Below are 23,878 nucleotides of genomic sequence, written 5' to 3' on the forward strand. Positions count from 1 at the left end.
AGGAAGAGATAAAGAAACCATCATGGCTTCTTTATCTCCAACTCCTATTATTCTTTAACTCCCCAATCCTTAGAATTAAAGGAAATACCTCTAAAGTCTGGCTCAAAGCCTGTTACACGGTTATTGACCACATAAGGAGAATTTTGCTCATATAGTGGAATCCAGATTTCGTCCTCCGCAAGCTTTTTACCAACTTCCCAGATTAACTGTTGACGTTTGGTAAAGTCCGTTTCCTTCGTCTGCTTTTCTAATAAATTATCTACCGTAGGATCGGAGTAGCCTACAAAGTTATACCCATTCGGAGGCATATAAGCCGTTCCAAAATAACTACGGTACTCATCTGGATCGGCCTCAATTCCGAATCCTAGAATATAAGCTTCATAGTCATCCTTCGTAACTTCTCTTTGCTTGCCATCATCTGTTTTCGGTAGAAGCTTCGTTACGAGAGTAGGGAAATCCAGCGAACGAAGCTCTACCTTCACTCCAACCTTCTCCCACATTTGCTTTAATAAGACTGCTGACTTTTCACGTTCCTTTGTCCCAGTAGGAACCTCCATCATAAAGCTAAGCTCCTTACCTTCCTTCTCAAAAATACCTTTGCTATTCTTCTGATATCCCGCTTCTTCTAACAGGGATTCTGATTTTGAGCCATCGAAGTTATAGATTGGTAGATCAGGATTATGGGACCAATGTTTTGAAGGGAAAACATCATCCGCAACTTCTCCATATTCCCCAATGATCGATTGAACGATAGATTGTTTATCGACTGCATAGGCTAGCGCTTGACGAACCTTCTTATCCTTAAAATGATCATTTTTCGAATTAAATCCAACATAATAAACACTTAAGTTCGTTTGGGTAACAAGACTTGCATAATCTAGGGATTGCACTGATGCGGTATCCGCAATCGGTACTGGCGCAATGTCCACATCCTTACTTAATACCGACGCTAACATCGTATTCGCATCACCAAAGCGGACAAATACTCGATCTAACTTTGGAGATCCACCAAAATACTCCTTATTTGCAGCCAGTTCAATATATTGACCGGTTTCCCACTTCACAAATTTGAAAGGTCCCGTACCGACCGGGGCGCGGTTTGATTCATGCTTCGCCCACTCACCAGGCTTGACATCATTTAGCACATGTTGTGGAAGAACTCCAATAAATAATCCGGAAATGAAAGGAGCAAACGGTTCCTTTGTGGTGAATTTGATAGTATGATCATCAACCACTTCGATTCCAGCCACTTTATCTGCTGTTCCCGCTTTATATTCTTCTACTCCTACAACAGGCTCTACTCTCCAATAAGCACCCGCATCATAGGTCCCATCTGCTAATGAAGTGAACGTAAATTCGACGTCCTTAGCTGTGAAAGGTTGACCATCGTGCCAGTTGACATCTTTTTTCAGATGAAAGGTGTACGTTTTGCCATCTTCAGATACATCCCAATTTTCTGCTAAGCTTCCCACCATCTTCAATTCCTTATCCGGAATGACAAGTGAATCGAACACCATATGGGTCACATTCGTATCCGAGGTAGTCGCCCAAATGACGGGATTAAGGTTACCAGGTTCACTATTATAAGCAAAGGTTAGTGTCCCTCCCTCTTTCACAACCTCTTCCTTCGGTGGGTCATTCTCTTTTTCTGATTCATTCGGAGTAGTTGATTCCTTAGCTGTACAGCCAATCAGCAGGACGAATATTACGAAAATCAAACTCATCAACTTCCATTTTCTCATCTAAAATCCCCCTATTATTTAATTTTTCACTTTTGGATCCATAGCATCTCTTAACCCATCGCCAACAAAGTTAATACTTAGTATCGTTAGTAAAATTGCAAATCCTGCTGGAGCCCATACCCAAGGTTTAAATTGAAGAACCATAATAGAAGTTGCTTCATTCAGCATATTCCCCCAACTTGGCACAGGTTGTTGAACGCCTACACCTAGAAAGCTAAGGGCTGATTCCGTTAGAATGGCCTCTGCTGTTTGTAAAGTGGCTTGAACGACGATCGGAGCCAAGATATTAGGAAGAATATGCCTAAAAATGATAATTGAATTTCTCTGCCCCATCGCCTTTGCCGCTTCAATATACTCCATTTCACGAAGCTTTAGCACTTCACCTCGAACTAGACGGGTCATGGTCGTCCAGCTAACTAAACCTATAATAATCATGACATTAAATAGACTAGGCTTAAGGATGGTGGCAACCGTAATCGCCAAAAATAAAACTGGAAAGCAGATAACCACATCTGTAATCCGCATAATGAGCGTATCTACCCATTTTCCATAGTAGCCTGCGATCACACCGAGAATGATCCCTGTTACAGTGGCAATCATGACAGCTACAAAAGCTACACTTAAGGAAACTCGCCCACCGTAAATAATTCGGCTTAACATGTCCCTACCTAAACTATCCGTTCCTAATAAGTGCTCTGAAGAAGGTGGCGCTAAAACATCATATCCACCTAACTCATTAACATTAGATACATACGGGTCATATGGAGCAACTAGCGGAGAGATCGCTGCAACGAAGAGTAAGAATAATAAAATAAACGCTCCGAATAAAGCCAACTTATTCTTTTTAAAACGTTTCCACGAGGCATTGTTTCGCCATGTTTGTTTTTCAATTGAAGAAACGGTTACAGTCTCTTGCGATATACCCACGCTCCCATTCAACGTTACCCCCCCTTACAAGTTTTTTTATAAGGCTCTTTTCGTAAACTTTGTTGCTATTAAAGTAAAAATCGGCATTTGGATTTTTACGACTTTAACTACTAATTTCTAAAGAGTGAATTCCTTTTGAGTAAGGAAAAGAGCACGAAACCCATATTTGATACGGGAATTAGTCTGTGTTCGAAAAGCAACAATCTCTGCGAAAACAGCCTTTAATATCGGATTCGCGGATCTGTCCATGCATACATAACATCCGCAAGTAAATTCCCGAACATCACGAGCATCGAGGTAAATAAATTTAAAGCCATGATAACTGGATATTCCCTTGCCACAATCGATTGAATACCGAGACTTCCCATTCCTGGCCAATTAAAGATATGCTCGGTAATATAAGCACCACCAAACAAAAACGGAATGGAGAGTCCGAATACAGTGATAACTGGAATTAAAGCATTTCGTAACGCATGTTTTAAATAAACCTTTTGCTGACTCAATCCCTTAGCATCTGCGGTCCGAATAAAATCCTGGTTCAATACCTCTAATAAACTAGAGCGTGTAAATCTCATGACAACGGCAATCGTTGGTAGTGCTAAAACAGTAGCCGGCATAATCACATGCTTCAAATAATCCAAGAATAGGGCGTACCCTGTATGGTCAGCTCCAATGGTAATCATCCCTGATGTTGGCAGCCACCCAAACTTCAGGGCAAAAACAAAGATCATTCCTAATCCAAAAAAGAAGGATGGAATCGAGATTCCAATAAACGAAAATACCGTTAACACATAATCGGGTAGCCTATATCGGTGCGTGGCCGAGTATACCCCTAATGGAACCCCGATGGAAAAGGCCATGAGGAAGGCAGTGCCAGTTAGTAATAAGGTAGCAGGAAGCCGTTCTAAAATTAACTTTCCTACCGGTTGGCCCGTTTTAACTGTATAACCGAGATTTCCTTGTGCCACTTCCTTCATCCATTTGAAATATTGAATGTATAATGGGTCATTAAAACCTAGCTTTTCTTGAGCTCTTTGCATTTCTTCAGCTGATATCTTCGGGTTGATCATGGTTTGCATCGGATTCCCTGGGGCGAGTTGCATGATTGAAAAGGTCATAATCGTAATTCCTATTAAAATCGGAATGGATTGAAGCAAGCGTTTCAGTACATACTTTTTCACCTACTTCACCCCAACGTTCTCATAGGAAATAATAATGAGTTCATTTTGCCGGGTAGACAGATACTTCATCCCTTCTTCCGTTACAACCACATTCTCCTCCACAATAAAATGAATTCCGTTATCTAGAAATAAGGTTGGTTCAATGGTAAACACCATTCCTGCCTCAATCGTTTGATAGGGGGCTTTACCATATCGTTGCCATCGTGGACCTAGTAGTGCTCCTCCGTCATGGACGGCCATTCCGATCTGATGTCCGGTAGCATGGGTAATTTCCGGATATCCCTCCGATACATAAAAGCTTCTTGCCGCCTGATCCACTTCATACCCCTTTGCTCCCGCTTTAATCATCGCTGCTGCTCGTGAAATCCCCTCATGAACGGTCCGAAAAGCGTTTTGAATCACAACTGGAGCTTCCTCTTCCCCTGGCTTTGCAAAATAAACGGTTCGAGCAATATCAGAAACATAGCCATCCACTTCTACACTAAAATCAAAAATAACTAAATCGCCTACTTCTATGACAGCATCCCCTGGAGCGCGATGTGCAATATTTTCTTTCATCACGATAGGGAGGGACAATTGTCGATCAATCCCATTAACAACACCTCTTGCCGCCATTTCTTCCACAAATAAACTCCCTGCCTGTCTTTCAGTCATTCCTACTGTTAGTTTTTCAAAGACAGCTTGATAGATATCTTGTGTAACATCGATGGCTTTTTGAATTCGCTGAACCTCAGTGTGAGATTTAATAGCTCTTAGCTTAGAAAGGAAACTTTCGGAAGACACATAGGATCCTTTAAAGACTGGTGCGAGAGTTTTGGTAAGCCAACGATATCTTCCAGCCGTTAACCCATCACCTAAGTGCTCCTCTTTTGAGATATTTAACGCAATGGATTGTGGAGACAGATGTTGAATTTGTTTTTGTAATGTCTCTGCCAATCCATTCGTATATTTGTGAACTTCATCAAATAACTGTGATTCCTCTAAATCCTGGGCATCAATACTACTGCAAACAGCCATCCGCTTGCCACTTCTAGTCAATAAGAAGGCTCCTGGCCCAACCGTTCCTACACCTGTAATTAGTGGGATACAAGGATCACTTCCTTCAGACGTATAAATTAACCACAAATCGATGTTATGTTCCTGTAGATAGTGAACGGCCTGATCCATTTTCTCCCTTTGAACTTGATACATTTCATCCACCTCCGCTATTTATGCAGTATTCGTCTAACACACTTTCCATCAGTTGAACTCCAAATAGGAACGAATCGACCTCTAAACATTCATCCTTGTTATGCACTCTTTTAAGCACCTCTGTGAATGGAGTTAACAGCGGTGAAAGCCCATAAATATTTCCGGCTAATTCACTGATAAAGCGCCCATCCGTCTTACCAAGTGCTGTGAACGGAATCCAATCTCCCATGAAACCAATACACTTTGCCTTTTCCTGAAAGACCTGCATAAGGGGTGAATCAACTTGACTTTCATACCCTTTTTGAAAATAAATCAGCTCCCATTCTAGATCAAATCCTTTAAATAAAGTCGTGAACATTTCCAACACTTCATCCTTGTCTTGGTGCGGTAAAGTCCGAAATTCCATTAGGGCTTCTGATTTATAAGGAATGACGTTAATCTGATCACCTATTTGGATGTTCTCTACCATAAGAGTGGGACTTTGCATATAATCATAGAGTTTGGTTGAAAGCTCACCATCTTTTGGTCTAGTTGCAAACCGTTCGTGCTGAATTCCCTTTTGAAAAGCAGTTATCACTGGATAAATCTTATTTGGAAAATCTATATCGGTTAGATCGTTAATCACCTTTGATAGTTTGAGAATAGCCTGGTCATCAGGCGGACTCCCTGCATGCCCGCCTATCCCCCTCGTTTGAATGGCTACCTTAGCCGTTCCTTTCTCACCTGAAGCAAATAGCATGTATTCGTGCTCTAAATCTCCACACAGTGTAAAGCCTCCACCCTCACTTAACACGGTTGCATTCCGAAAAATCTCAGGGTAATACTTAGCAAGGAACTCCATTCCTTCTCGACTTCCATTTTCCTCATCTGCTGTTGCTAGGAAATAGACATTTCGATTGAGCAAGGACTTCTTCTTATTTAATTGGAGAAAGGCATTTAGATGCATGACGGTCAATTGCTTAGTATCGAGCGTTCCTCTCCCCCAAATCTTCCCATCATGGAGTGTTCCTGAGAAAGGTGGATACGTCCAATCTTCCTCCTGCGCCGAAACAACGTCTAAATGGGACAAGAGAACTAGTGGTTCTCGAGCTTGAGGTAACGTATTTCCTGCCTCTAACCTTGCTATAAGATTGGCTCGGCCATTCGGACTGTAAATGATTTCAGCTTGTATCCCTAGCTTCGTTAACCATTCATATAGAAAAAGCGCAGCGTCTTTTTCCGTTCCAAGCTCGTTTGTTGTATCAATTTGAATCAACTTTTGAAAAAGCTGAATAGGATTGAGTTCCATCATCCCATCACCTAGTAAAAGGAATTAGTACAAGCTCGGTCTGTCTTCTACTAAGAATCCTTGGTCCTTCATTTGTCACTAACACGTTCTCTTCTACTAAAATACAAGGAAGCCCATCATCCTGAATAACAGTCGGTTCGATCGCATAGACCTCATTTACCTCAATCGTTCCCTCCACCTCAGGTCTTAGTGGTATTCGTCTTGGACCAAGAATCGTCCCGCCATCATGGGTAGCTCGACCAATCTGATGACCAACTGAATGGCGAATCGTCGGATATCCTCCCTCTTCAATCGCCTTTCTTCCAACTGCATCCACTTCGTATCCCATTTTTCCTGGTTGGAGAGCTTCTATCGATTTGCTAATAGCCAAAATCGCTGTATCGAAAGCCTTTTGAATATCTTCAGGTGCACATTCCTCATCAGGTTTTAATAGATAACAGGTGCGGGCAATATCTGAAACATAATCTTTATACCGTAAGCTAAAATCAATAATAATGATGTCACCAGGCTGTGTTTGATAGTTCCCCGGCTTCCGATGAGCTAATCCATTTCTCACCGTACATACAAGTGGAGGGTCATCGGAATTTCCTAGCCCATTTGTAACCCCTCGTTTCTTCATCGCCGTTACAAATAATTGACCAATCTCAATTTCCGTCATCCCACATTGTATTTGGTTAAACACTTCATCAAATATAGTAGTCGTGTATTCAATTGCCTGTTGGATACACTCAAGCTCTGATTGTGTTTTCACACTTCTTAATCTTTTTAAAATCGCTTCACTAGAAACCTCAATTTCTAGTAATTTTTCCCTACCAACTGTACTCTCAAGCCACTCATACAAACCTTGCGTTAACCCATCACATAGGTGGTCACTCTCCGATATATTTAAAGCTAATTTCGTCGGATTAAGGTACTGTAGTTGATTCAGAAAGGTTTCTTCTATACTAGCTTCATAGGCAATAACCTCATGAAATAAGCCTAGAGATTCATAATTACCTTTATCACTAACAGAAGAAATGACGCTATGTTTTCCATTGCTGCAAATAAAGATTGCTGCTTGGTGAACAGATCTAGCACCTACCACTAATGGCAAAGAGGGATCCGATCCTTCTCGTGTTAAAATTAACCAACAATCAATTTGCTGCTCCCTAAGTAGCTGTTCCGCCTGTTTTAATTTTTCAGAAGAGATGCTGCTAATTCCTATCATTCTTCAACACTCCTTTCAATCGTGGTCACAATGTCCAACATGTTCTGAATACCGAATAATAAAGAGTCCAATGGTAGAGATTCGTTAGTTCCGTGAACCATTTTAATAACTCGATCAAACGTCATATCAGGTAACATCGGGCAATAGCCATACACCTGGGTATCTAAACGATATATATGCCTGGAATCACTTCCTCCAATAGATAGGAAAGGTACGACTTTGGCATGAGATACTTTTTTCGTTAAAATTGTTTCAAAGAGCACTAAATCTTTTGGTTTGATTTCCATTTCATACCCTTGGGAAAATTCGAGGATTTCAACCTGTACCGGCAGATCCTTTACACTAATATTGAGATAATCTTGAAGTTGGTCGAATGTCACACTAGGTAAGGTTCGACAATCGATATAGATTTCTGAAAGGCCATTTAGCGTTGGGTGTTTCCTACCTCCTGACCATCTTGTAATGGAAAAAGTAGTCTTTGTCATTGCTTTGAAGAGAGAATGTAGATGTACTGGGATATGTTCTAAGAAGAGTTCGGTTGTGAGATTTTCGGTGATATTCAACTGTTTTCCTATCGTTTTCATCAATAACTGACTAATAGCTGGAACCTGTTCTGGTAGATTCGATAAATGGAATCGCTCGATTGTCCTTGTCATCGTCTTTGAAGAACTATTATTAGGTAGATAAGGATTTTCCACCTGTTCCTGTTGAGCCGCGATTTTAATAACAGCTCTCCCCTTCTGACCCATCTCGCATAAATAATAGGCTTGGTCTTCAATTAGGATAGGGAAACCACCACCTTCATTAAAGACAATAGTCCCATTAAATAGTGTGGCAGATTGGGTTAACAAGGCTAACAATCCAAATTCACTACCATTTTCTTCGTCAGAAGTGGCAATAAGGATGACATCATGTTGTAATTTAAGTTGATGCTCTTTAATAAGGATTAGCACTAGAAGATGTGTAATGGTTAGTTGCTTTGTATCAATCGTACCTCTCCCCCAAATGACATCATTTATGATGGCTCCAGAAAAAGGAAGGATTTCCCAATCCTCTTCCTTTGCAGGTACGACATCAAGATGGGAAAGTAAAACTATTGGTTGATGGTAATCTGGTTTAAGTGAAATAATGATATTCCCACGGTTATCAGCGGTAGTTTGTACAAACGTAAAGAGACCATGTTGCTCCGCTTTGTTCTTCAACCAGTTAACGGCCAACATTTCATTTCGTTTGCTCGTATCAATTTGAATCAACTCACTTAAATACTCTGAAGCCATAGTCTTCACTCTATTCCAATCAATCATATAAATCTTCCTTTTTAATTCGATTCGTTAAAGCAATTATATTAATATCAACTAGGTACATGATGTAAACTAGTTTACACTTAACTAAATTTTCTGAAATATTAACGAAGTATGGGTGTGAAGCAGAAGCATGGGGATGGTTCTAGCGCTTCACTTCTATGCCTATAAACTAACATCACCAAAACAAAAATAAAAAATAGAATGATGGTTCTAAAATCATTTCACCCATATGCAATTCTCAAATTATATTTATAAAACTGAAGCAATTGTGTTACTCTTGCTCAAACTAAACTTTTAAATGAGGCACGATACCATCCCATGCTTCTCGGTACCCTAAGCACGATTTATATGATATGATATGACAAAACTTGACATAATTCGCATTTAAGGATAGTTAAGAAGTTTTGAAAATGGGAGGTTAATGAATATGGCGAATGCTATTATCGAATTTAAGAGCGTCACGAAGCAGTATGACAATGATCCACCTGTTTTAGATGATGTGAGTTTTGAGATTGAGCGAGGGAAGTTTTATACGTTGCTTGGTCCATCTGGGTGCGGAAAGACGACGATTTTGCGATTAATCGCAGGATTCACTGAGGCATCTGATGGAGAAATTTATTTTAATAATAAAATCACGAATCATGTTCCTGCCAATAAACGACAAGTGAATACGGTTTTTCAGGATTACGCCTTATTCCCTCATTTAAATGTATTTGAAAATGTGGCTTTCGGGTTACGTATTAAAAAAATGAAAAATGCAGAGATTGAGCAGAAGGTTAAGGAAGCACTTAGCTTCGTCAACCTAGAAGGCTATGAAAATAGAGAAATTCGTGAAATGTCAGGTGGTCAGCGCCAGCGTGTGGCCATTGCTCGTGCGATTGTGAATGAGCCAGAGGTGATTCTTCTGGATGAACCGTTGTCCGCACTGGATTTAAAGCTGCGTACTGAAATGCAGTATGAATTGCGTGAGCTGCAGCGTCGTCTGGGGATTACGTTTATTTTTGTGACACATGATCAAGAGGAAGCTCTCGCAATGTCGGATGAAATTTTCGTTATCAACAAAGGGAAAATTCAGCAAAGCGGCACGCCGACAGATATTTATGATGAACCAATAAACCGCTTTGTCGCTGATTTTATTGGGGAATCGAATATTGTAACAGGAAAAATGGTTCAGGATCAATTAGTCGAGATGGTTGGCAAACGCTTTGAGTGTGTCGATGGAGGGTTCCAAAGCAATGAACCGGTTGAAATCGTCATCCGTCCAGAGGATTTAGAAATTACCACCGTTGAACGAGGGAAACTTCAAGTAAAAGTGGATTCCCAGTTATTCCGAGGGGTTCATTACGAAATTAGTAGCTATGACCAGGATGGCAATGAGTGGCTCGTTCATTCGACGAAAAAAGCAGTTGTCGGCGAGGAAATTGGTTTGTACTTTGATCCGGAAGCGATTCATGTTATGCGCTTTAATGAGACGGAGGAAGAATTTGATAAACGATTAGAAGCTTATACGGATGGGTCTGGCCATGGAAAATAAAGTCACCCGTCAATTATATATGGTGCCGTATGTGCTTTGGATTGTCTTATTTGTCATCGCGCCGATTTTGCTCGTTCTCTATTATTCTTTTTTCAATATTGAGGGGCAGCTGTCGCTTGACAACTATCAAAAGTTTTTCACACCCGTCTATTTAAAAATGACGTTAAGTTCGTTTTGGTACGCATTTTTAATTACCGCGATTACCTTGTTGGTCGCTTATCCGACAGCTTATCTTTTAACGAAAACGAAACATAAGCATCTTTGGCTATTGTTAATCATCGTTCCGTCTTGGATTAATTTATTGTTAAAAGCGTACGCCTTTTTGGGGATTTTCGGTACGTTCGGGGCGGCTAATCAGTTTTTAGAATTGATTGGAATCGGTACACAACAAATCCTTTTCACTGATTTTAGCTTTATTTTTGTATCGGTTTATATTTTCATTCCGTTTATGATTTTGCCAATCTTTAACTCATTAAATCAGCTGAACCCAACGCTTTTAGATGCCGCCAATGATTTAGGAGCATCGAAATGGATGACGTTTAAACGGGTTATTTTTCCGTTAACGATTGATGGCGTGAAGTCAGGCTGTCAAGTTGTATTTATCCCAGCACTTTCCTTGTTCATGTTAACTCGCTTAATTGCTGGAAATCGCGTGATTACACTTGGAACGGCGATTGAACAGCATTTCCTCGTTACACAGGATTGGGGAATGGGTTCAACGATTGCTGTGTTTTTAATTATATTTATGTTCCTGATTATGTTTCTAACTGGAACAAAGAAGAGAGGTGTGTAACTTGGATCGAAAAATTACGCCAGTATCAAAAATCTTTTTAGTAATCATCTTTTTCATCCTGTATGCACCTATCTTCTTCTTGATTTTCTACTCGTTTAATAGCGGTGGAAATATGAATAATTTCGAGGGCTTTACCTTTGATTGGTATAAGGAATTGTTTCAGGACACAAGACTATTAATCATTGTCCTTAATACATTAGTCGTCGCGTTGTTGGCTGCACTTTTTTCAACAATTATTGGTGTAATGGGGGCATTAGGCATTCATGCCGCTCGCAGACGGCAAACGAAGAATACGTTGTTATCGATTAACAATGTGTTAATCGTCAGTCCTGATGTGATAATTGGGGCATCCTTCTTAGTTTTATTTACGATGGCGGGAATTAAGCTTGGCTTTTATTCAGTTCTGCTATCGCATATCGCTTTTTGTGTACCGATTGTCGTATTAATGGTGTTGCCAAAATTATCAGAAATGAGCCCGACGTTATTGGATGCGGCCAGAGATCTTGGGGCAAGTCGCCTAGATGTGATTACCAAAGTTGTGTTACCGTATATCACACCAGGGATCTTCGCGGGATTTTTCATGGCATTGACGTTTTCATTAGATGATTTCGCCGTCACTTTTTTCGTAACCGGAAATGGCTTTAGCACCTTATCCGTCGAAATTTACTCACTAGCTAGACGGGGAATTTCACTCAATATCAATGCGTTATCCACTTTATTATTCTTATTTACATTGATATTAGTGGTTATTTACTACTTTATTAACCAACGTCAACAAAAACCAGTTCTAGGAGGGAGAAAATGAGAAAGCTGTTGAATGTTTTTCTATTGGTCTCCCTCGCTTCGGCGATTTTGCTCCTTACGATTTCAAGAATGAATGCCGCCCAGGGCTTAACAAGTGGCAATACATTAACGATTTTTAACTGGGGCGATTATATCGATGCGACTCTTGTGAAACAGTTTGAAGACGAAACGGGTGTCAAGGTCATCTATGAAACCTTTGATAGCAATGAAGCGATGATGACAAAGATTGAACAAGGTGGGACGACCTATGATATTGCTGTCCCATCCGAGTATATGATTGATAAAATGCGTCAAGAGAATTTGCTCATCACTCTCGACCATTCTAAGCTACCCAACTTAAAAAATATCGATGAGCGCTTCATGGACCTTCCCTTCGACCCAGATAACAAGTTTTCTGTTCCTTATTTCTGGGGCACTGTCGGTATTGTGTACAATTCAACTATGCTCGATGGAATAGAAATTGACAGCTGGAATGATCTTTGGAATCCAAAATTAAAAAATGAAATTTTTCTAATTGATGGAGCTAGAGAAGTGATTGGAATGGGGCTCAACAGCCTTGGCTATTCCCTTAATGATATAAACAAAGAACACTTACGGGAAGCAAAGGAAAAGCTCGATTCCCTAACTCCTAATGTTAAAGCAATTGTTGGAGACGAGGCTCGCACGCTTTTAGAAAATAGAGAAGCAGCCATCGGACTTGTTTGGTCTGGCGTTGCCTCTGAAATTATGTACGAAAATGAGGAGCTAGAATACGTCGTCCCGAAGGAAGGCTCTAACCTGTGGTTCGACAATATGGTCATTCCAAAAACGGCGAAAAATGTAGAGGCTGCCCACCAATTCATCAACTTCATCCTTGATGCAAAAATTGCAGCCCAAAACACCGAATATGTATCCTATTCAACTCCTAACAAGGAAGCCCTTAAGCACATGCCAGAAGAAATGGTAAACGACCAACGCTTCTACCCTCCAGCAGAACTAACAGAAAAGCTTGAGGTATATGAGAATCTTGGCAAGAAGAACTTGGCTTATTACAATGAATTATTTTTGGAATTTAAGATGCATCGGAAGTGAGGCATGGGGACGTTTCTCGCGCCTCATGGGTGTTTGGGTACCGTTCTCGTTCATCATTTATTTAGAAAACTAGTAGCTACATTAATAATCAAAGCGCATATTGGCTTGAAAGTTACTTCAACCATTATGCGCTTCTTTTGTTTAACCACCCATTACAAATAATCCTGTTTTAGTAGTATCAAACCCAATATATTACAAAAACAGTTGGTAATAAAATATAACAAAAATAGTTGGAACAAAGGTTACAATAAGTGTTAATATAGGTAATAATTACTATATCAATCTAATATATTGGCAAACTACTTGAAAAGGTAGGACGCAAAACTAGAGGGGCTTATTCGATTACGAGATGCCAGCCAGTTGTATCTAGTTAGTAGATCTTCACGCGCCCCCTTTTGTGGGCGTTTATTTTTTTGCGGGTTATGAAAATGAGAGAGAAGGGTCTGGCATGACGATTGCAGCTATTAGTAGTAACTTTTACACGGGAGAGTATTCCGTTTTTGATGCTGGTGACGTTTTTAACTTTCCAAACAAGTCCATTGTGGGAACAAAAAGCTTTTGTATAACGAATCAAGGCAGAGTTTTTGCCCATGATACCGGTGGTCTATTTGGAGAAATACAGCTCAAGACCTATTCAAATTTAATCATCGTTACGTTAGAAAAAAATACGATTAGTCTAAGCAGTATGGTTGGCGAGAGTTTTACTTTTAAAACGGAATTATCCAGTCACTCTTTTATTAAAATTTATGAAAAAGTCCCTAGTAATAAGCTTCTGTTTACTTTTTCAGAGAAAACAAACTGTATTTACCAATATAAAGATGAAAATAATATTAACCACACTCTAATAGATGAGCTAATACTAGAAAACGATAAACTAAAATTAACACAAGGACATATTGAAGTCCCTTTCTTTCGAGTGAAAAATATTGAAAAGAAAGGATTATTTATCGAAATAACAGGAATTTTCCATGTTGGCGAGATGACTCTAAGAAGTTTTAAGTTATTTCTATTTGATAGTGGGTTAATAAACAAGCTAATTGACAAGTTCATAACACACCCTACTATCTTTCAAATGATCGGTGATGTTTCAGACATCTATACCACAACACTCAAAGCAAATATATCGGGACAGCAACATCGTAATCAAAAAATAGCTTTATGCTTTGATTCTGAACATATTTACCTGATTAATGAGATGAAAGAAGAGTTGATAATCAAGCTAGATCGTGCAACAACAAAGGTCCATTTTAGCAAGTCAGACCAGAAATCGGCACTAAAAAATGACCAATCAATTTACCTAATAGATGTTAACCAATTCAAACTAGAAGAATATATAACTAACTATTTAACCAAAAACAGCTCCTTCTTCAGGTATCATATTGGCCATTTAAACGGAACCTTGCTAGGAGAAAAGTGGCAAACAGAGGACGTCAGCTTAATAAGTGAAGGTACCAATCTTACCTTGGTTACCAGTCGGGGATTAAAGCTTCTTCCATTCAATCTGAACGATTATGGTCTGCTACTAGATCAATATAACCTTTTTATCCATCATGAGCAAGAGATAGCCTTATTACAATTGAATGAAGAGAAATTAATTGAGCTAAAACAAACTGGCAAAGAAAACAATCAAATCATTGGCTACACACCTACTTATGAACCCTATTTAATTAGCCAAGATGAAGAGCGAATAGTATTTAAACAGAGTCCTGTTAAGAGCTTCCATTTTCAAAACGAAGATATTATCAACATTTCCATTTCCAAATATGGGGATGAAGATTCGATTTTCTCTGAAATTACCATCAAAATAAAGAATAAGCCACAAGACTTTATCCTTTATGTGCCCAATAACATGATTAAAGATTTTATTCATAAAACCTATTACTACTCTAAGCATAAAGCTTTAGAAGTTGTATCGGCAGAGCAATTATTTCTAAGTTATAGCAGACAAGTAAATGACTACATTCTATATCAATTCTTTGGGCAAATATTTGCGATGCATCGAGGACTTCAAGAAATTTTAGAAAGTGATATAAATCGTGATATTAAAAATGGAAAAATTATTAATTACTTATTCTACTCTATTCAAGCACTAAAGAAGCACTTTGATACGATATCGATTTATTTACCATCCGTTCTAGAAAGGGAAATGGAAGAAATCATTGGAAATCAAGATCCTACCGCTTCCCTATCTTATAAAAACTTGCAAAGAGGTTTAATGGGAATAACAGGGCAAATAAATCGCTCACTAAATGAAATTGAAGGCTCTGTTTCAGCAGTTTCATTTGTCCTTATTCCTCGAGAGGATTACAGTCAATTAATAAAAGATAAAACTAACAGGGATATAGCTTTTTCTACCACACTTGTTGGATTAGGAGCTGCCTCTATCCTAGTAGCACCTGTTGCTGTACCCGCTCTACTACTTGGAGGAATATTCTCAGCTGTAAATACCTTTTTCCGTCAAGAGGATGCCACAAAGCAAGAGGAACTCAGAAAGCGAAATGAAGATAATCGATTAGACTTTTTTGTTGGGAAAGCACTTGATTCGCTGGAACATTTAATCCAAACGCTACTGCCATTTTATATATCAGAAACGAATCATTCCATCTATCAAACGTTTAATCTAGTGAATCAAGAGAATAGGTTATACCTTCAGTCTCCTAGAGTAAAAGAAAATCTTTTTCAAAAAATAAGCCAGTATTACACCTATAAGCAATTACCGATAGATGATTCCGTACTTGTAAGAAAAAGTGAACTAGTTGAATTAACACACACTTGCGTCAATAGAAGTGAATTATTTATTGAACAATTCCAGCAGGAGGTAACAGGCCATGTTCCAAAATCCATTGAGACAGCCACAAAGTAATGACCCATTTGAAAATATGGGAAAAGTAGAGGAAAGTCAGATACATGAAGGTGCCGCCGCTCAGAACCCATTTCAACATTCAAACGAATTACCTGGGAATAATGCATCTGCGAATATTCATCACGTAGATCCTCATTATGTGCAGGACCACACCCGAAGCGACGGCACACATGTTGATGGTTATTGGAGAGATGGCGACGGAAATACACATCATGACCTAACCGTCGATGAAGGCGGCGGCTACATTCAATCCAACCCGGATGGTACTACTTTCAATAATTTAGGTTGAAGCATGGGGAAGCGTTGGGTCGTTTTCTTCCGCTTCATTTCTAGCTGCTTTGTCTTAGAACACTGATATCTAAATAGAAAAAAATCGCATGATGATGCTGAATTTCAGCCACCATGCGATTTTTTAGTTTGTTCCTCGAACAAGAAAGGCTTCTTAAACTAAGTCTCTTTTCGTAAACTTTATTGCTTTCACTATTTTGTGTACTCTTTAGTACAAATTTTAGATAGGTAGACAAAGTGATCCGGAATCAGTGGCTATTTGGACATTAAAGATTCGATTGATGTCCGTTTTATTGAGAAAATCTGAAAATGGTAACTAAGTGCGTTTGATGCCCGTTTTACGAAAAATCTGAAAAGCGGTAACTAAAAGTCCGTTTGATGCCCGTTTTACGAAAAAAATCCGAAAAACGGTAACTAAAAGGCCATTTGATGCCTGTTTTACGAAAAAAATCTGAAAAACGGTAACTAAAAGGCCATTTGATGCCTGTTTTACGAAAAAATCTGAAAAACGGTAACTAAAGGTCCAATTGATATCCGTTTTAGGAAAAAAATCAGTGAAACGGAATTGGCCCATTCAATCATTCAAGCATAATGAGCCGAAATCGGCTGGTTATTATATGAAAAACAACAATCAATAAGAAAAAGGCCTAAACTAAAGCTCGGGGGAAGCACGAAAACAGCCCAAGGCTACTGAAAAAGTGGGTACTCACATTTTTTTTGGTAATCTTGAACCCGTCATGCTGCCTTTGGGGGTGAATTGATTGTCGAATGTTGATAATTTAGGCAAAACGGTTGATAAACTTGAAGAAACGGTTGATAAACTGTAAATAATGGTTGATAATCACAAAAAAACAGTTGATAACCCGCAAATAATCAATTAATACCTTACACCAACTTTATCTTATGGTGATGCATTAACTGCTTTTGCCTATGTATCACTCATTTTTGTAAATTATCCTCTTTCACCAGATAATTCCTCCAAATTTTGCAGATTTTAATAAATATACAGATAAAAAAGGAAGCCAAAGACCTCTTGCCGATAGGTACTTAGCTTCCCCCTTTACCAAAAATTTACTATTCCAGTGATAACGAACCGTTCCCCTGTTCTGCCATTAATTATCTTTAGTTGAAGCAAAAGAACCGTCCCCATGCTTCTTTGAATGTTCCCTGTCGACATGATACATAAAGGCAAAGACCTCTGCTACGGCGCTATACAGCTGTTCAGGGATGGTTTGGTTGATTTTTAGCTGGCTTAATAGTTCTACTAAGGATGGGTCTTCTTGGAGTGGGATTCGATGTTCTTTCGCTTTTTGGATAATGTTACTTGCAACTAATCCGCTTCCTTTTGCCGTTACTTTTGGTGCTGCTTGCTGAATAGAATCATAGGAAAGAGCAACGGCTTTTAGTGGTTTGGTATTACTATTTTTTTTATTCATATTTTAATGTCCACCCTTTTGTATACATCCGTCGAAAGATTCATAGGATTCGGTTGTGGCACTCCAATTTGGTTTTTATCAAAAGTAGGGTTCACTTTTACAAATGACAACATATAGCCATTGCTCTCTAGCTTTTCTTTTAGTATTGGAGTTAAAGCCTTAACTATTGGTTCAATCTCACGTTTATCATTGATGACAGAAAGATGAACCACTTTGTTTTGAACTTGCATATCAATAACTGTTTGTTCTAAACTCTGTAATTCTAAATGAAATAAAATTCTGCAGAAATCGGGATCAATTTGCCCTGTTTTGGTTTTCCTACCGCTCCATTGGAGGGTAATATCTGATTGCTTCCCCCCAAAGGAAAAAGGCAATTGTAACACCATTTGCAGCATTGGACCGATGGATTCCTGTGAAATTAATTGCATTCCTGTTAACCGGTTTAAAAGGGGCTCTACTTCTTTGCCATTTTCCCCAAGCTCTATCATTGCCTTCATTAAAAGCGGTTTTAATGACTGAAGCGGTTCGGCAGGATCCTGTTCGGCATTTGTCCACAACTGAACTTCTTTTTCGTATTCAAGCCCTAATGATTGGACTAGGTTTCTTAGTAAATGCTGAATCGCTTTACCGCTTTCGAGTTCATTAGGAGGTGGATTTTCTAGAATAGAAGAAATCACGTCTCTTAAAGATTGTATCGTCTTTGATGAATCCGTCGTCGGCTGCTCCAAATACCTTCCTACCTTTTCCAATTGTTCATAGAAGGATTGTGACTCCTGTACGGCCACGAGCGATTGAAAAATTGGTTTGGTAAACGGGAGCTCCTTTTCTATCATCCACTCAAGTGCCATTAGTTCTTTTGTCAAAGCTCCTTGATTAGTGACCCAGGTTGCAGCTAACTTTAGTTGTTCTTTAGAAATAGGTAGATTTTTTAACGAAATAAATTCCAATAGTTGCAAATTTTGCTTCGTTTCGGGAAGTTGAAGATTTTTTAGAAATAGACTCCCAGTTTGATCTTGTCCTATCCGCTCTACCACCTTAAGCTCAATCCCATCGTTCCCACCAGAACGAACTTCAAACCAATATCTGTCAGTAACATTTATGTTTGCCTTTAACTGAGCAAATAATCGCATATTTCCAAATTGAATAATAGCAGTACTATTGGGAAGTAGTTTCTCCACACTACCATAAAGAAACTGCCCCGGTCGCAAAGAAACCATCGAGGCTTTATGTAAGGTATTAGTATTAAAAACGCCATCAAACATTCGTATTGGATTCATTTCCACAACTCCTTTGAAGCATGTGAAGCATGAGGACAGTTCTCGTGCCTCCACTCTACAAATTCGAGTATTTTGTCTGTTACCGGAAACTAAAGCTCAAGATTCATCATTTCGTAATCCGAAAGAAGCGTAAGCACTGTCCCCATACTTCGCAACCTCACTTATTTCATTCGTCTCATGTTCCCAGTAAACGATTGAGAGATTATTTAGGTTTAGGCAAAAGTAGTCGCCTGAGGGTTCTGTTGCGAAAGGTAAGAGTTTTCCGTTAAATTGCTCTTTAAAGTAGCCGATTACTTTATATATATTTTCTATATCTTGTTTGTTATAAGATAAAAGAGCTTTCATCTCTACTTCTTTCCCTGACAGGGTTGAAAAGATGTTTGGGCTTGGGCGTCCGCCATTGTGTAATTGTATTAATTCTTTTAACACGTTTGGTATAGTTAAACCTTGTTCTTTTTCAAATTCTTCGATGCTATTTTGTAAGGGCTTGACTCTTTTCCAACTGATATTGTTCATATCTATCACCATCCTTTATTAGTATCCTCCACCCCAAAGAGCTTTTCCACCGGTATGGGCTGCTCCACCTTGAGTTCGATCATGCTTAGCTGTTTCCACCAATTGCATTTTTCCTGTTTCAGCATCATGATGCCACGTATAACCCTCAGGTGTTTTACCATCCATAATGTCTTCTATTTGTTCATCAGAAAACTGACTATTAAGGTCGGGGTCGTTTTCAATTGCATTTTTCAACTGCTTATTACATTCATTAAATTGTCGAGGATTTGATTCCTTCGAAAGCTCATCTGGCAGCTGCACATCATACATACTATCAAATTCTGGAACCACTACCTCAACTTTTACTCCATTAATATCAATGGTTTTTCTCACATATGGGACACCGGAAGGTTCATGCGTTTTACCTTCTAATTCTTCGTTATCACATTTATAATGAATAACTCCATCTTGATCAATGGTACATTTTTTAATTTGTTGATCGGTCCAGCCTGTCTTCTCTTTTAAATCCTTTGCCTCATCTTCTGTAAGTGGACGTGTCCCTTTTTTCTCAGCGTTATCCGTTATTGACAGTGGTTTATCTAGTTCACCAATATCCATGGTCTTGTTCGTCATTTCTTTAGCTAATTTAGCAAGAGGATTCTCGTTTATAACCATTTCTGCAAATTGCATGAATGCGTTCATCTAAGAACACCTCCATTTTCAACTTCCATTTTCCATGCTGCATATATTTCAAGGTTGTCTTCGCCTTGTTTCGAATAATCCTTTAGCAAACACTGGCAGATGGCTAAAATGGCATCCTCTGCTAATCCAGAAGTTCGAGTTACAATCATTTCACGCAAATGACCAGTCAGTGCAGTAAAGCTTGGAGCATTTTTTATCGCATTTTCAACAAATGTCTCACAATCTAATAATTCTGTCACTAGTTCCGCTAATTTATCAAAATGTTCTACATTCCATAAGGTTAATTCCTTATCTTTCAAATACTCCGTTAGTAAGTAATGAATGCCAATTTTATTTTTTGTAGAAAGCTTGGAGGTTGCTAATAAGTTTTTTAGTAATGAAACATCGACCTCAACACTTTCTAAATTTCGACCTATTAATAAAAGCTTTAATAGCTCACTTTTAAAAATGAGATTGTCGTCTTTTCTCAGTATAGTTGTTTGATCAAAGACATAGGGTTTTTCTTCCCCATCAAACTTATTTATTCTACACAAGACTGGCTCTAACCAATCATTTTGATAAACAACCGCAACACCCTTTGGTAATTTTGCTATTTCGTCTAGTTGGTCATCCTTTAAGGCTGCCGATTTGCCAGCAAGTCTACGATCGGTTTCATCTGGTAATCTCATGATGATTTTTGTATTAGTATTTCGAATCGCAGACAGATCGACAGCACTCGGAGACTGATCCGAAATGATAAATCCTTCTCCATACGTTCGCATTTCTGCGATCGCATTAGACAGCATCTCGACTGATTTTCCAGTCATATTGGAGCCTTCTGGATTTTGTTCACTAGAGGTTCTCTTCAAAATATTATGAGCTTCTTCTAACACCGTAACATGCTTAAGTGGTTGATTCATCCCTTTGGTGTTAGACATTCTATGCTCATTTAGCCTCATAACAAGAATTCCCATGATAAGTGACTTCGTTTCTAAAGACCCTATCCTACTTAAGTCGACAATGACATTTTTATCAAAAAGTATCTCATTATCAATTTCATCTGCGGAGAAGATTTGACCATTTAAACCATTCGTTAACGATTTAACCCGCGTAGCTAACGCACCAATATAATTGCTCTTTAATTCCTGAGAATAGGCTGAGTTATTAATAACCTTAATCAATTCAATCTGAAGGTCTTGAAATGTTGGAAAAAGGTCGTCCGAAATGGCATTCTTAGATTCTAGTAAATCCCAACCACAAACTTCATAGGCTTGTAGAACAGCATCCTTTAATACAGCCGGCATCGCGGCATACATCGGCCAACACACATTGAAAATTTCAATTAATCGATCAATGTGTTCTAGGACATGTATCGACGGCGGAAACTTAAACGGATTGATTCGAAGCAGCTCTGAATACAAAGGATTTGTTCCTAGTACTGTGACATCTTTTCGATGACCAAACATATTCTTATATTCGCCTTTTGCTGGTTCGATAATTAAAAAATTAATGCCAACAACATCAAGTTGATCCAACAATTCATAAATGGTATTACTTTTACCAGATCCAGTTGATCCCGTAATAAAGGTGTGCATAGATAAGCTATTTCTATTTAGTGCCACCCGATTGCCACTATCACTTCCCATATTGTACACATTGCCTAAGTTAACCGTATGCGTAGGTTTAACACCATCATAACTGACAACTTCCTTTGCAAAATCCGCATGTTCAACGACAGGGAAGCCACATACGGATCTCCGAGGTAACCCCATGTGGAGGGCTAGTTCATTCCCGCTTACAAGAGTACATGGAGTAACTTGAATACCCCCGACAGGACTATCATAAGAAAAAACTGGGTGGATAAAGTTGGTAACATATTCTTTTATTCTGTCGGTTTTTTTGCCATCGACTCTTCCCCAAGAATTAATAGCAGAAACCTCAACACCAGAATTTTCACCGCGCATTATTGCCTTATAGGTAGAAGCCGCAATCTCCGCGCCGTAAGGATTATCGGACAAGAAATAGGCAGCACACTCCCACATCCCTAAACTTTCAAATTCCTTTAATCGTTCTAGCTGTACATCGATACGTTCTAAAGTGTTAACGATCGTTTTATCTTGAATCGTTAGAGTAATAGCTTGGGATGTCCCAGAAGCTAATCCTTTAGTATCGGTAGTAGCCTGGTTTTTACTTTCATTTTCACCAAAACTCTCTCCACGAGTTTGAGAGTTCGTATCACTAAATGACTTACTTGTAGAAGTGGATTCTGTTTCTGTTTTTTGAATAGCCATTCCAAGTAAACCTAAGCCACCTGATATAACCCCTCCAGCAACCAGACTTGCACCACCCGTAACAGGTGCTAGTGCAGCTCCTACAATACCAACAGCAGACGCCAACCCCTTCGTTGCTTTCCCTGCAAAATTTTCTTCAGAAACCGAATGGCTAGTAGATTCATTTGTTGATTGTGTCGAACTATTCGAAGAAGACTCGTTTTGTGTATAGGATGTTCCTTTCGTAGCCCCTTCTGTAAAAGCCTTAGATAAATTCATCGTACTATTGCTAGAGTAATTAACCTGAGAGGTTGCAAACGGTGATAACTGAGTATATATCTTTTCATAGTTTTTACGAGTATCCAATAATTGTTCATGTGTTGAACCGTTCGCGACAATAATCCCTGTATAGCGTTCACCCTGCATAGACAAAGCAAGCTTCTCTAACCCTTGAATAAACGATTTATTAGCTTTATTTTCTTCATCCCTACTATTTGCTACACAGGACACAGCAGAGATGCTAGTTCCTTTAATATTTCTTAACACCTGCTGCATTTCATCCGCAAAGAAATCCTGTGTTTTTATTCCGGGAAATTGGCCTGATATTGCATTTTTCAGTGTATCTTTAAGAGAGTTCGTTGTTCGTTCTGAATCAAGCGATCGAATCCCCATATAGAAATCTGTTTTCTCGCCATTACTATCAATAATGATAAAAACAGCACAATTTGTAGTCGCGAGTGCGTTAAAAACACTCGCGAATTTATAGGTAGAATATTCATCTTTTTCATAGACCATTTCATTAATTTTGAAAAACCGTACATTCTCAGCGATATTGGATTCTAGCACTTCCTCATCAAGAGGCACAATTTCCAAATCTCTAAGTTTAGTAATATAATTCTTTAATACAATATCATCAACTACTTTTAACGCATCTTGAAACTGAATATCCAGTTGGTTGTATTTCGGAACAGGCGTAGGATTATTCTGCTGATATTCATTCATTTCATTCATGTTATCTATTGCCCTCCATATCCGTAAGTATACATGTACCGCCTACGACTACCGCTGCTACACCAGCAACGATAACAATTGGCTTGGCAACAGCTACACCAACAGCCGTTGCTACAACGCCTCCTATGGTTAGACCCGTCCCAACTTGTCTTCTGCTGAAAGTAGTTGTCTGAGCTGCTCCGTGTCTTTCTTTTTCAATTTTCGCTGCTCTTTGTCCAAATAACTGTCTGCACATGCTCTTAAGCAGGGCAATTCTTTCCTTCGAAAAATTGTACACAACCTGTACCATTTGATCGTTCAGATAGTCCTTTGACCAAGAAGTTACATCATAGTTCAAAGCTTCCCCATCATGTTGATCATATAAATCTTCTATTTTTTCAGCCATCGAAAGCATTTGGTCAAATTCTACAAATGTGGGGTCAATAACTAAATTATCTTTAAGCATAATTCTAACTAATCTTGTATCATTAGCTTGAATCGCTTGTCTAAATTCTAGTGAAATAGCCATTAAAAGT

Annotated in this window: 19 protein-coding genes and 1 riboswitch; of the genes, 6 read left to right on the forward strand and 13 right to left on the reverse strand. The window is 38.9% G+C overall.

The genetic code is table 11. The annotated features are described in order from the left end of the window. Nucleotides 1-47: 47 nt before the first annotated feature. The 7 genes from LRP83_RS07540 to LRP83_RS07570 form a co-directional block, all read right to left on the reverse strand. Nucleotides 48-1,742, reverse strand: a complete 1,695-nt coding sequence (locus LRP83_RS07540) for an ABC transporter substrate-binding protein (protein ID WP_230496082.1) — start codon at nucleotides 1,740-1,742, stop codon at nucleotides 48-50. Nucleotides 1,743-1,760: 18 nt separating this feature from the next. Then, on the reverse strand, nucleotides 1,761-2,681 hold the full coding sequence (gene opp4C / locus LRP83_RS07545) for an oligopeptide ABC transporter permease (protein ID WP_230496083.1): 921 nt from the start codon (nucleotides 2,679-2,681) through the stop codon (nucleotides 1,761-1,763). Nucleotides 2,682-2,890: 209 nt separating this feature from the next. Continuing rightward, a complete protein-coding gene (locus LRP83_RS07550; RefSeq protein ID WP_230496084.1) occupies nucleotides 2,891-3,850 on the reverse strand; it encodes an ABC transporter permease in 960 nt (319 codons plus the stop codon). Continuing rightward, on the reverse strand, nucleotides 3,851-5,041 hold the full coding sequence (locus LRP83_RS07555; protein WP_230496085.1) for a M24 family metallopeptidase: 1,191 nt from the start codon (nucleotides 5,039-5,041) through the stop codon (nucleotides 3,851-3,853). It lies immediately after the preceding gene. Nucleotide 5,042: 1 nt separating this feature from the next. Further along, the gene (locus LRP83_RS07560) at nucleotides 5,043-6,332 is read right to left on the reverse strand and encodes a M20/M25/M40 family metallo-hydrolase (protein WP_230496086.1); all 1,290 of its coding nucleotides are present in this window, start codon (nucleotides 6,330-6,332) and stop codon (nucleotides 5,043-5,045) included. Nucleotides 6,333-6,336: 4 nt separating this feature from the next. Next, on the reverse strand, nucleotides 6,337-7,536 hold the full coding sequence (locus tag LRP83_RS07565) for a M24 family metallopeptidase (RefSeq protein ID WP_230496087.1): 1,200 nt from the start codon (nucleotides 7,534-7,536) through the stop codon (nucleotides 6,337-6,339). Continuing rightward, nucleotides 7,533-8,840, reverse strand: coding sequence for a M20/M25/M40 family metallo-hydrolase (locus tag LRP83_RS07570; RefSeq protein ID WP_230496088.1), 1,308 nt, complete (start codon nucleotides 8,838-8,840; stop codon nucleotides 7,533-7,535). Before LRP83_RS07570 ends, LRP83_RS07565 begins: the two co-directional genes overlap by 4 nt. Before the next feature lie 421 nt (nucleotides 8,841-9,261). On the opposite strand from LRP83_RS07570, the gene LRP83_RS07575 reads away from it, so the two are divergent. The 6 genes from LRP83_RS07575 to LRP83_RS07600 all read left to right on the forward strand — a co-directional run bounded on the left by LRP83_RS07575 (nucleotide 9,262) and on the right by LRP83_RS07600 (nucleotide 16,194). After that, nucleotides 9,262-10,374 carry an ABC transporter ATP-binding protein gene (locus LRP83_RS07575; RefSeq protein WP_230496089.1) on the forward strand — a complete coding sequence of 371 codons (1,113 nt, stop codon included), beginning with the start codon at nucleotides 9,262-9,264 and terminating at the stop codon, nucleotides 10,372-10,374. After that, the gene (locus tag LRP83_RS07580) at nucleotides 10,364-11,167 is read left to right on the forward strand and encodes an ABC transporter permease (RefSeq protein ID WP_230496090.1); all 804 of its coding nucleotides are present in this window, start codon (nucleotides 10,364-10,366) and stop codon (nucleotides 11,165-11,167) included. The genes LRP83_RS07575 and LRP83_RS07580 overlap by 11 nt, the downstream gene beginning before the upstream one ends. Nucleotide 11,168: 1 nt before the next feature. After that, nucleotides 11,169-11,972, forward strand: coding sequence for an ABC transporter permease (locus LRP83_RS07585; RefSeq protein WP_230496091.1), 804 nt, complete (start codon nucleotides 11,169-11,171; stop codon nucleotides 11,970-11,972). After that, nucleotides 11,969-13,042, forward strand: a complete 1,074-nt coding sequence (locus tag LRP83_RS07590; protein WP_230496092.1) for an ABC transporter substrate-binding protein — start codon at nucleotides 11,969-11,971, stop codon at nucleotides 13,040-13,042. The genes LRP83_RS07585 and LRP83_RS07590 overlap by 4 nt, the downstream gene beginning before the upstream one ends. A 283-nt stretch (nucleotides 13,043-13,325) precedes the next feature. Next, nucleotides 13,326-13,410, forward strand: a riboswitch (cyclic di-GMP riboswitch). A gap of 80 nt (nucleotides 13,411-13,490) precedes the next feature. After that, nucleotides 13,491-15,905, forward strand: a complete 2,415-nt coding sequence (locus LRP83_RS07595) for a hypothetical protein (protein ID WP_230496093.1) — start codon at nucleotides 13,491-13,493, stop codon at nucleotides 15,903-15,905. Further along, nucleotides 15,886-16,194 carry a hypothetical protein gene (locus tag LRP83_RS07600; protein ID WP_230496094.1) on the forward strand — a complete coding sequence of 103 codons (309 nt, stop codon included), beginning with the start codon at nucleotides 15,886-15,888 and terminating at the stop codon, nucleotides 16,192-16,194. Before LRP83_RS07595 ends, LRP83_RS07600 begins: the two co-directional genes overlap by 20 nt. A gap of 1,111 nt (nucleotides 16,195-17,305) precedes the next feature. Here LRP83_RS07600 and LRP83_RS07605 read toward each other — a convergent pair. The 6 genes from LRP83_RS07605 to LRP83_RS07630 form a co-directional block, all read right to left on the reverse strand. Continuing rightward, nucleotides 17,306-17,629, reverse strand: coding sequence for an EscU/YscU/HrcU family type III secretion system export apparatus switch protein (locus LRP83_RS07605; RefSeq protein WP_230496095.1), 324 nt, complete (start codon nucleotides 17,627-17,629; stop codon nucleotides 17,306-17,308). Then, a complete protein-coding gene (locus LRP83_RS07610; protein ID WP_230496096.1) occupies nucleotides 17,626-18,906 on the reverse strand; it encodes a hypothetical protein in 1,281 nt (426 codons plus the stop codon). Before LRP83_RS07610 ends, LRP83_RS07605 begins: the two co-directional genes overlap by 4 nt. A 96-nt stretch (nucleotides 18,907-19,002) precedes the next feature. Beyond that, nucleotides 19,003-19,422 carry an SMI1/KNR4 family protein gene (locus LRP83_RS07615; protein WP_230496097.1) on the reverse strand — a complete coding sequence of 140 codons (420 nt, stop codon included), beginning with the start codon at nucleotides 19,420-19,422 and terminating at the stop codon, nucleotides 19,003-19,005. 18 nt (nucleotides 19,423-19,440) lie between these two features. Next, nucleotides 19,441-20,103 (reverse strand): HNH endonuclease, encoded by a 663-nt coding sequence (locus tag LRP83_RS07620; protein WP_230496098.1) that lies wholly within the window; start codon nucleotides 20,101-20,103, stop codon nucleotides 19,441-19,443. Further along, on the reverse strand, nucleotides 20,100-23,363 hold the full coding sequence (locus LRP83_RS07625) for an ATP-binding protein (protein WP_230496099.1): 3,264 nt from the start codon (nucleotides 23,361-23,363) through the stop codon (nucleotides 20,100-20,102). The genes LRP83_RS07620 and LRP83_RS07625 overlap by 4 nt, the downstream gene beginning before the upstream one ends. A 1-nt stretch (nucleotide 23,364) precedes the next feature. Further along, nucleotides 23,365-23,871, reverse strand: a complete 507-nt coding sequence (locus LRP83_RS07630; protein WP_230496100.1) for a hypothetical protein — start codon at nucleotides 23,869-23,871, stop codon at nucleotides 23,365-23,367. Nucleotides 23,872-23,878: the final 7 nt, after the last annotated feature.

Source organism: Pseudoneobacillus rhizosphaerae (genome assembly GCF_917563885.1).
GTDB classification, from domain to species: domain Bacteria; phylum Bacillota; class Bacilli; order Bacillales; family Cytobacillaceae; genus Pseudoneobacillus; species Pseudoneobacillus rhizosphaerae.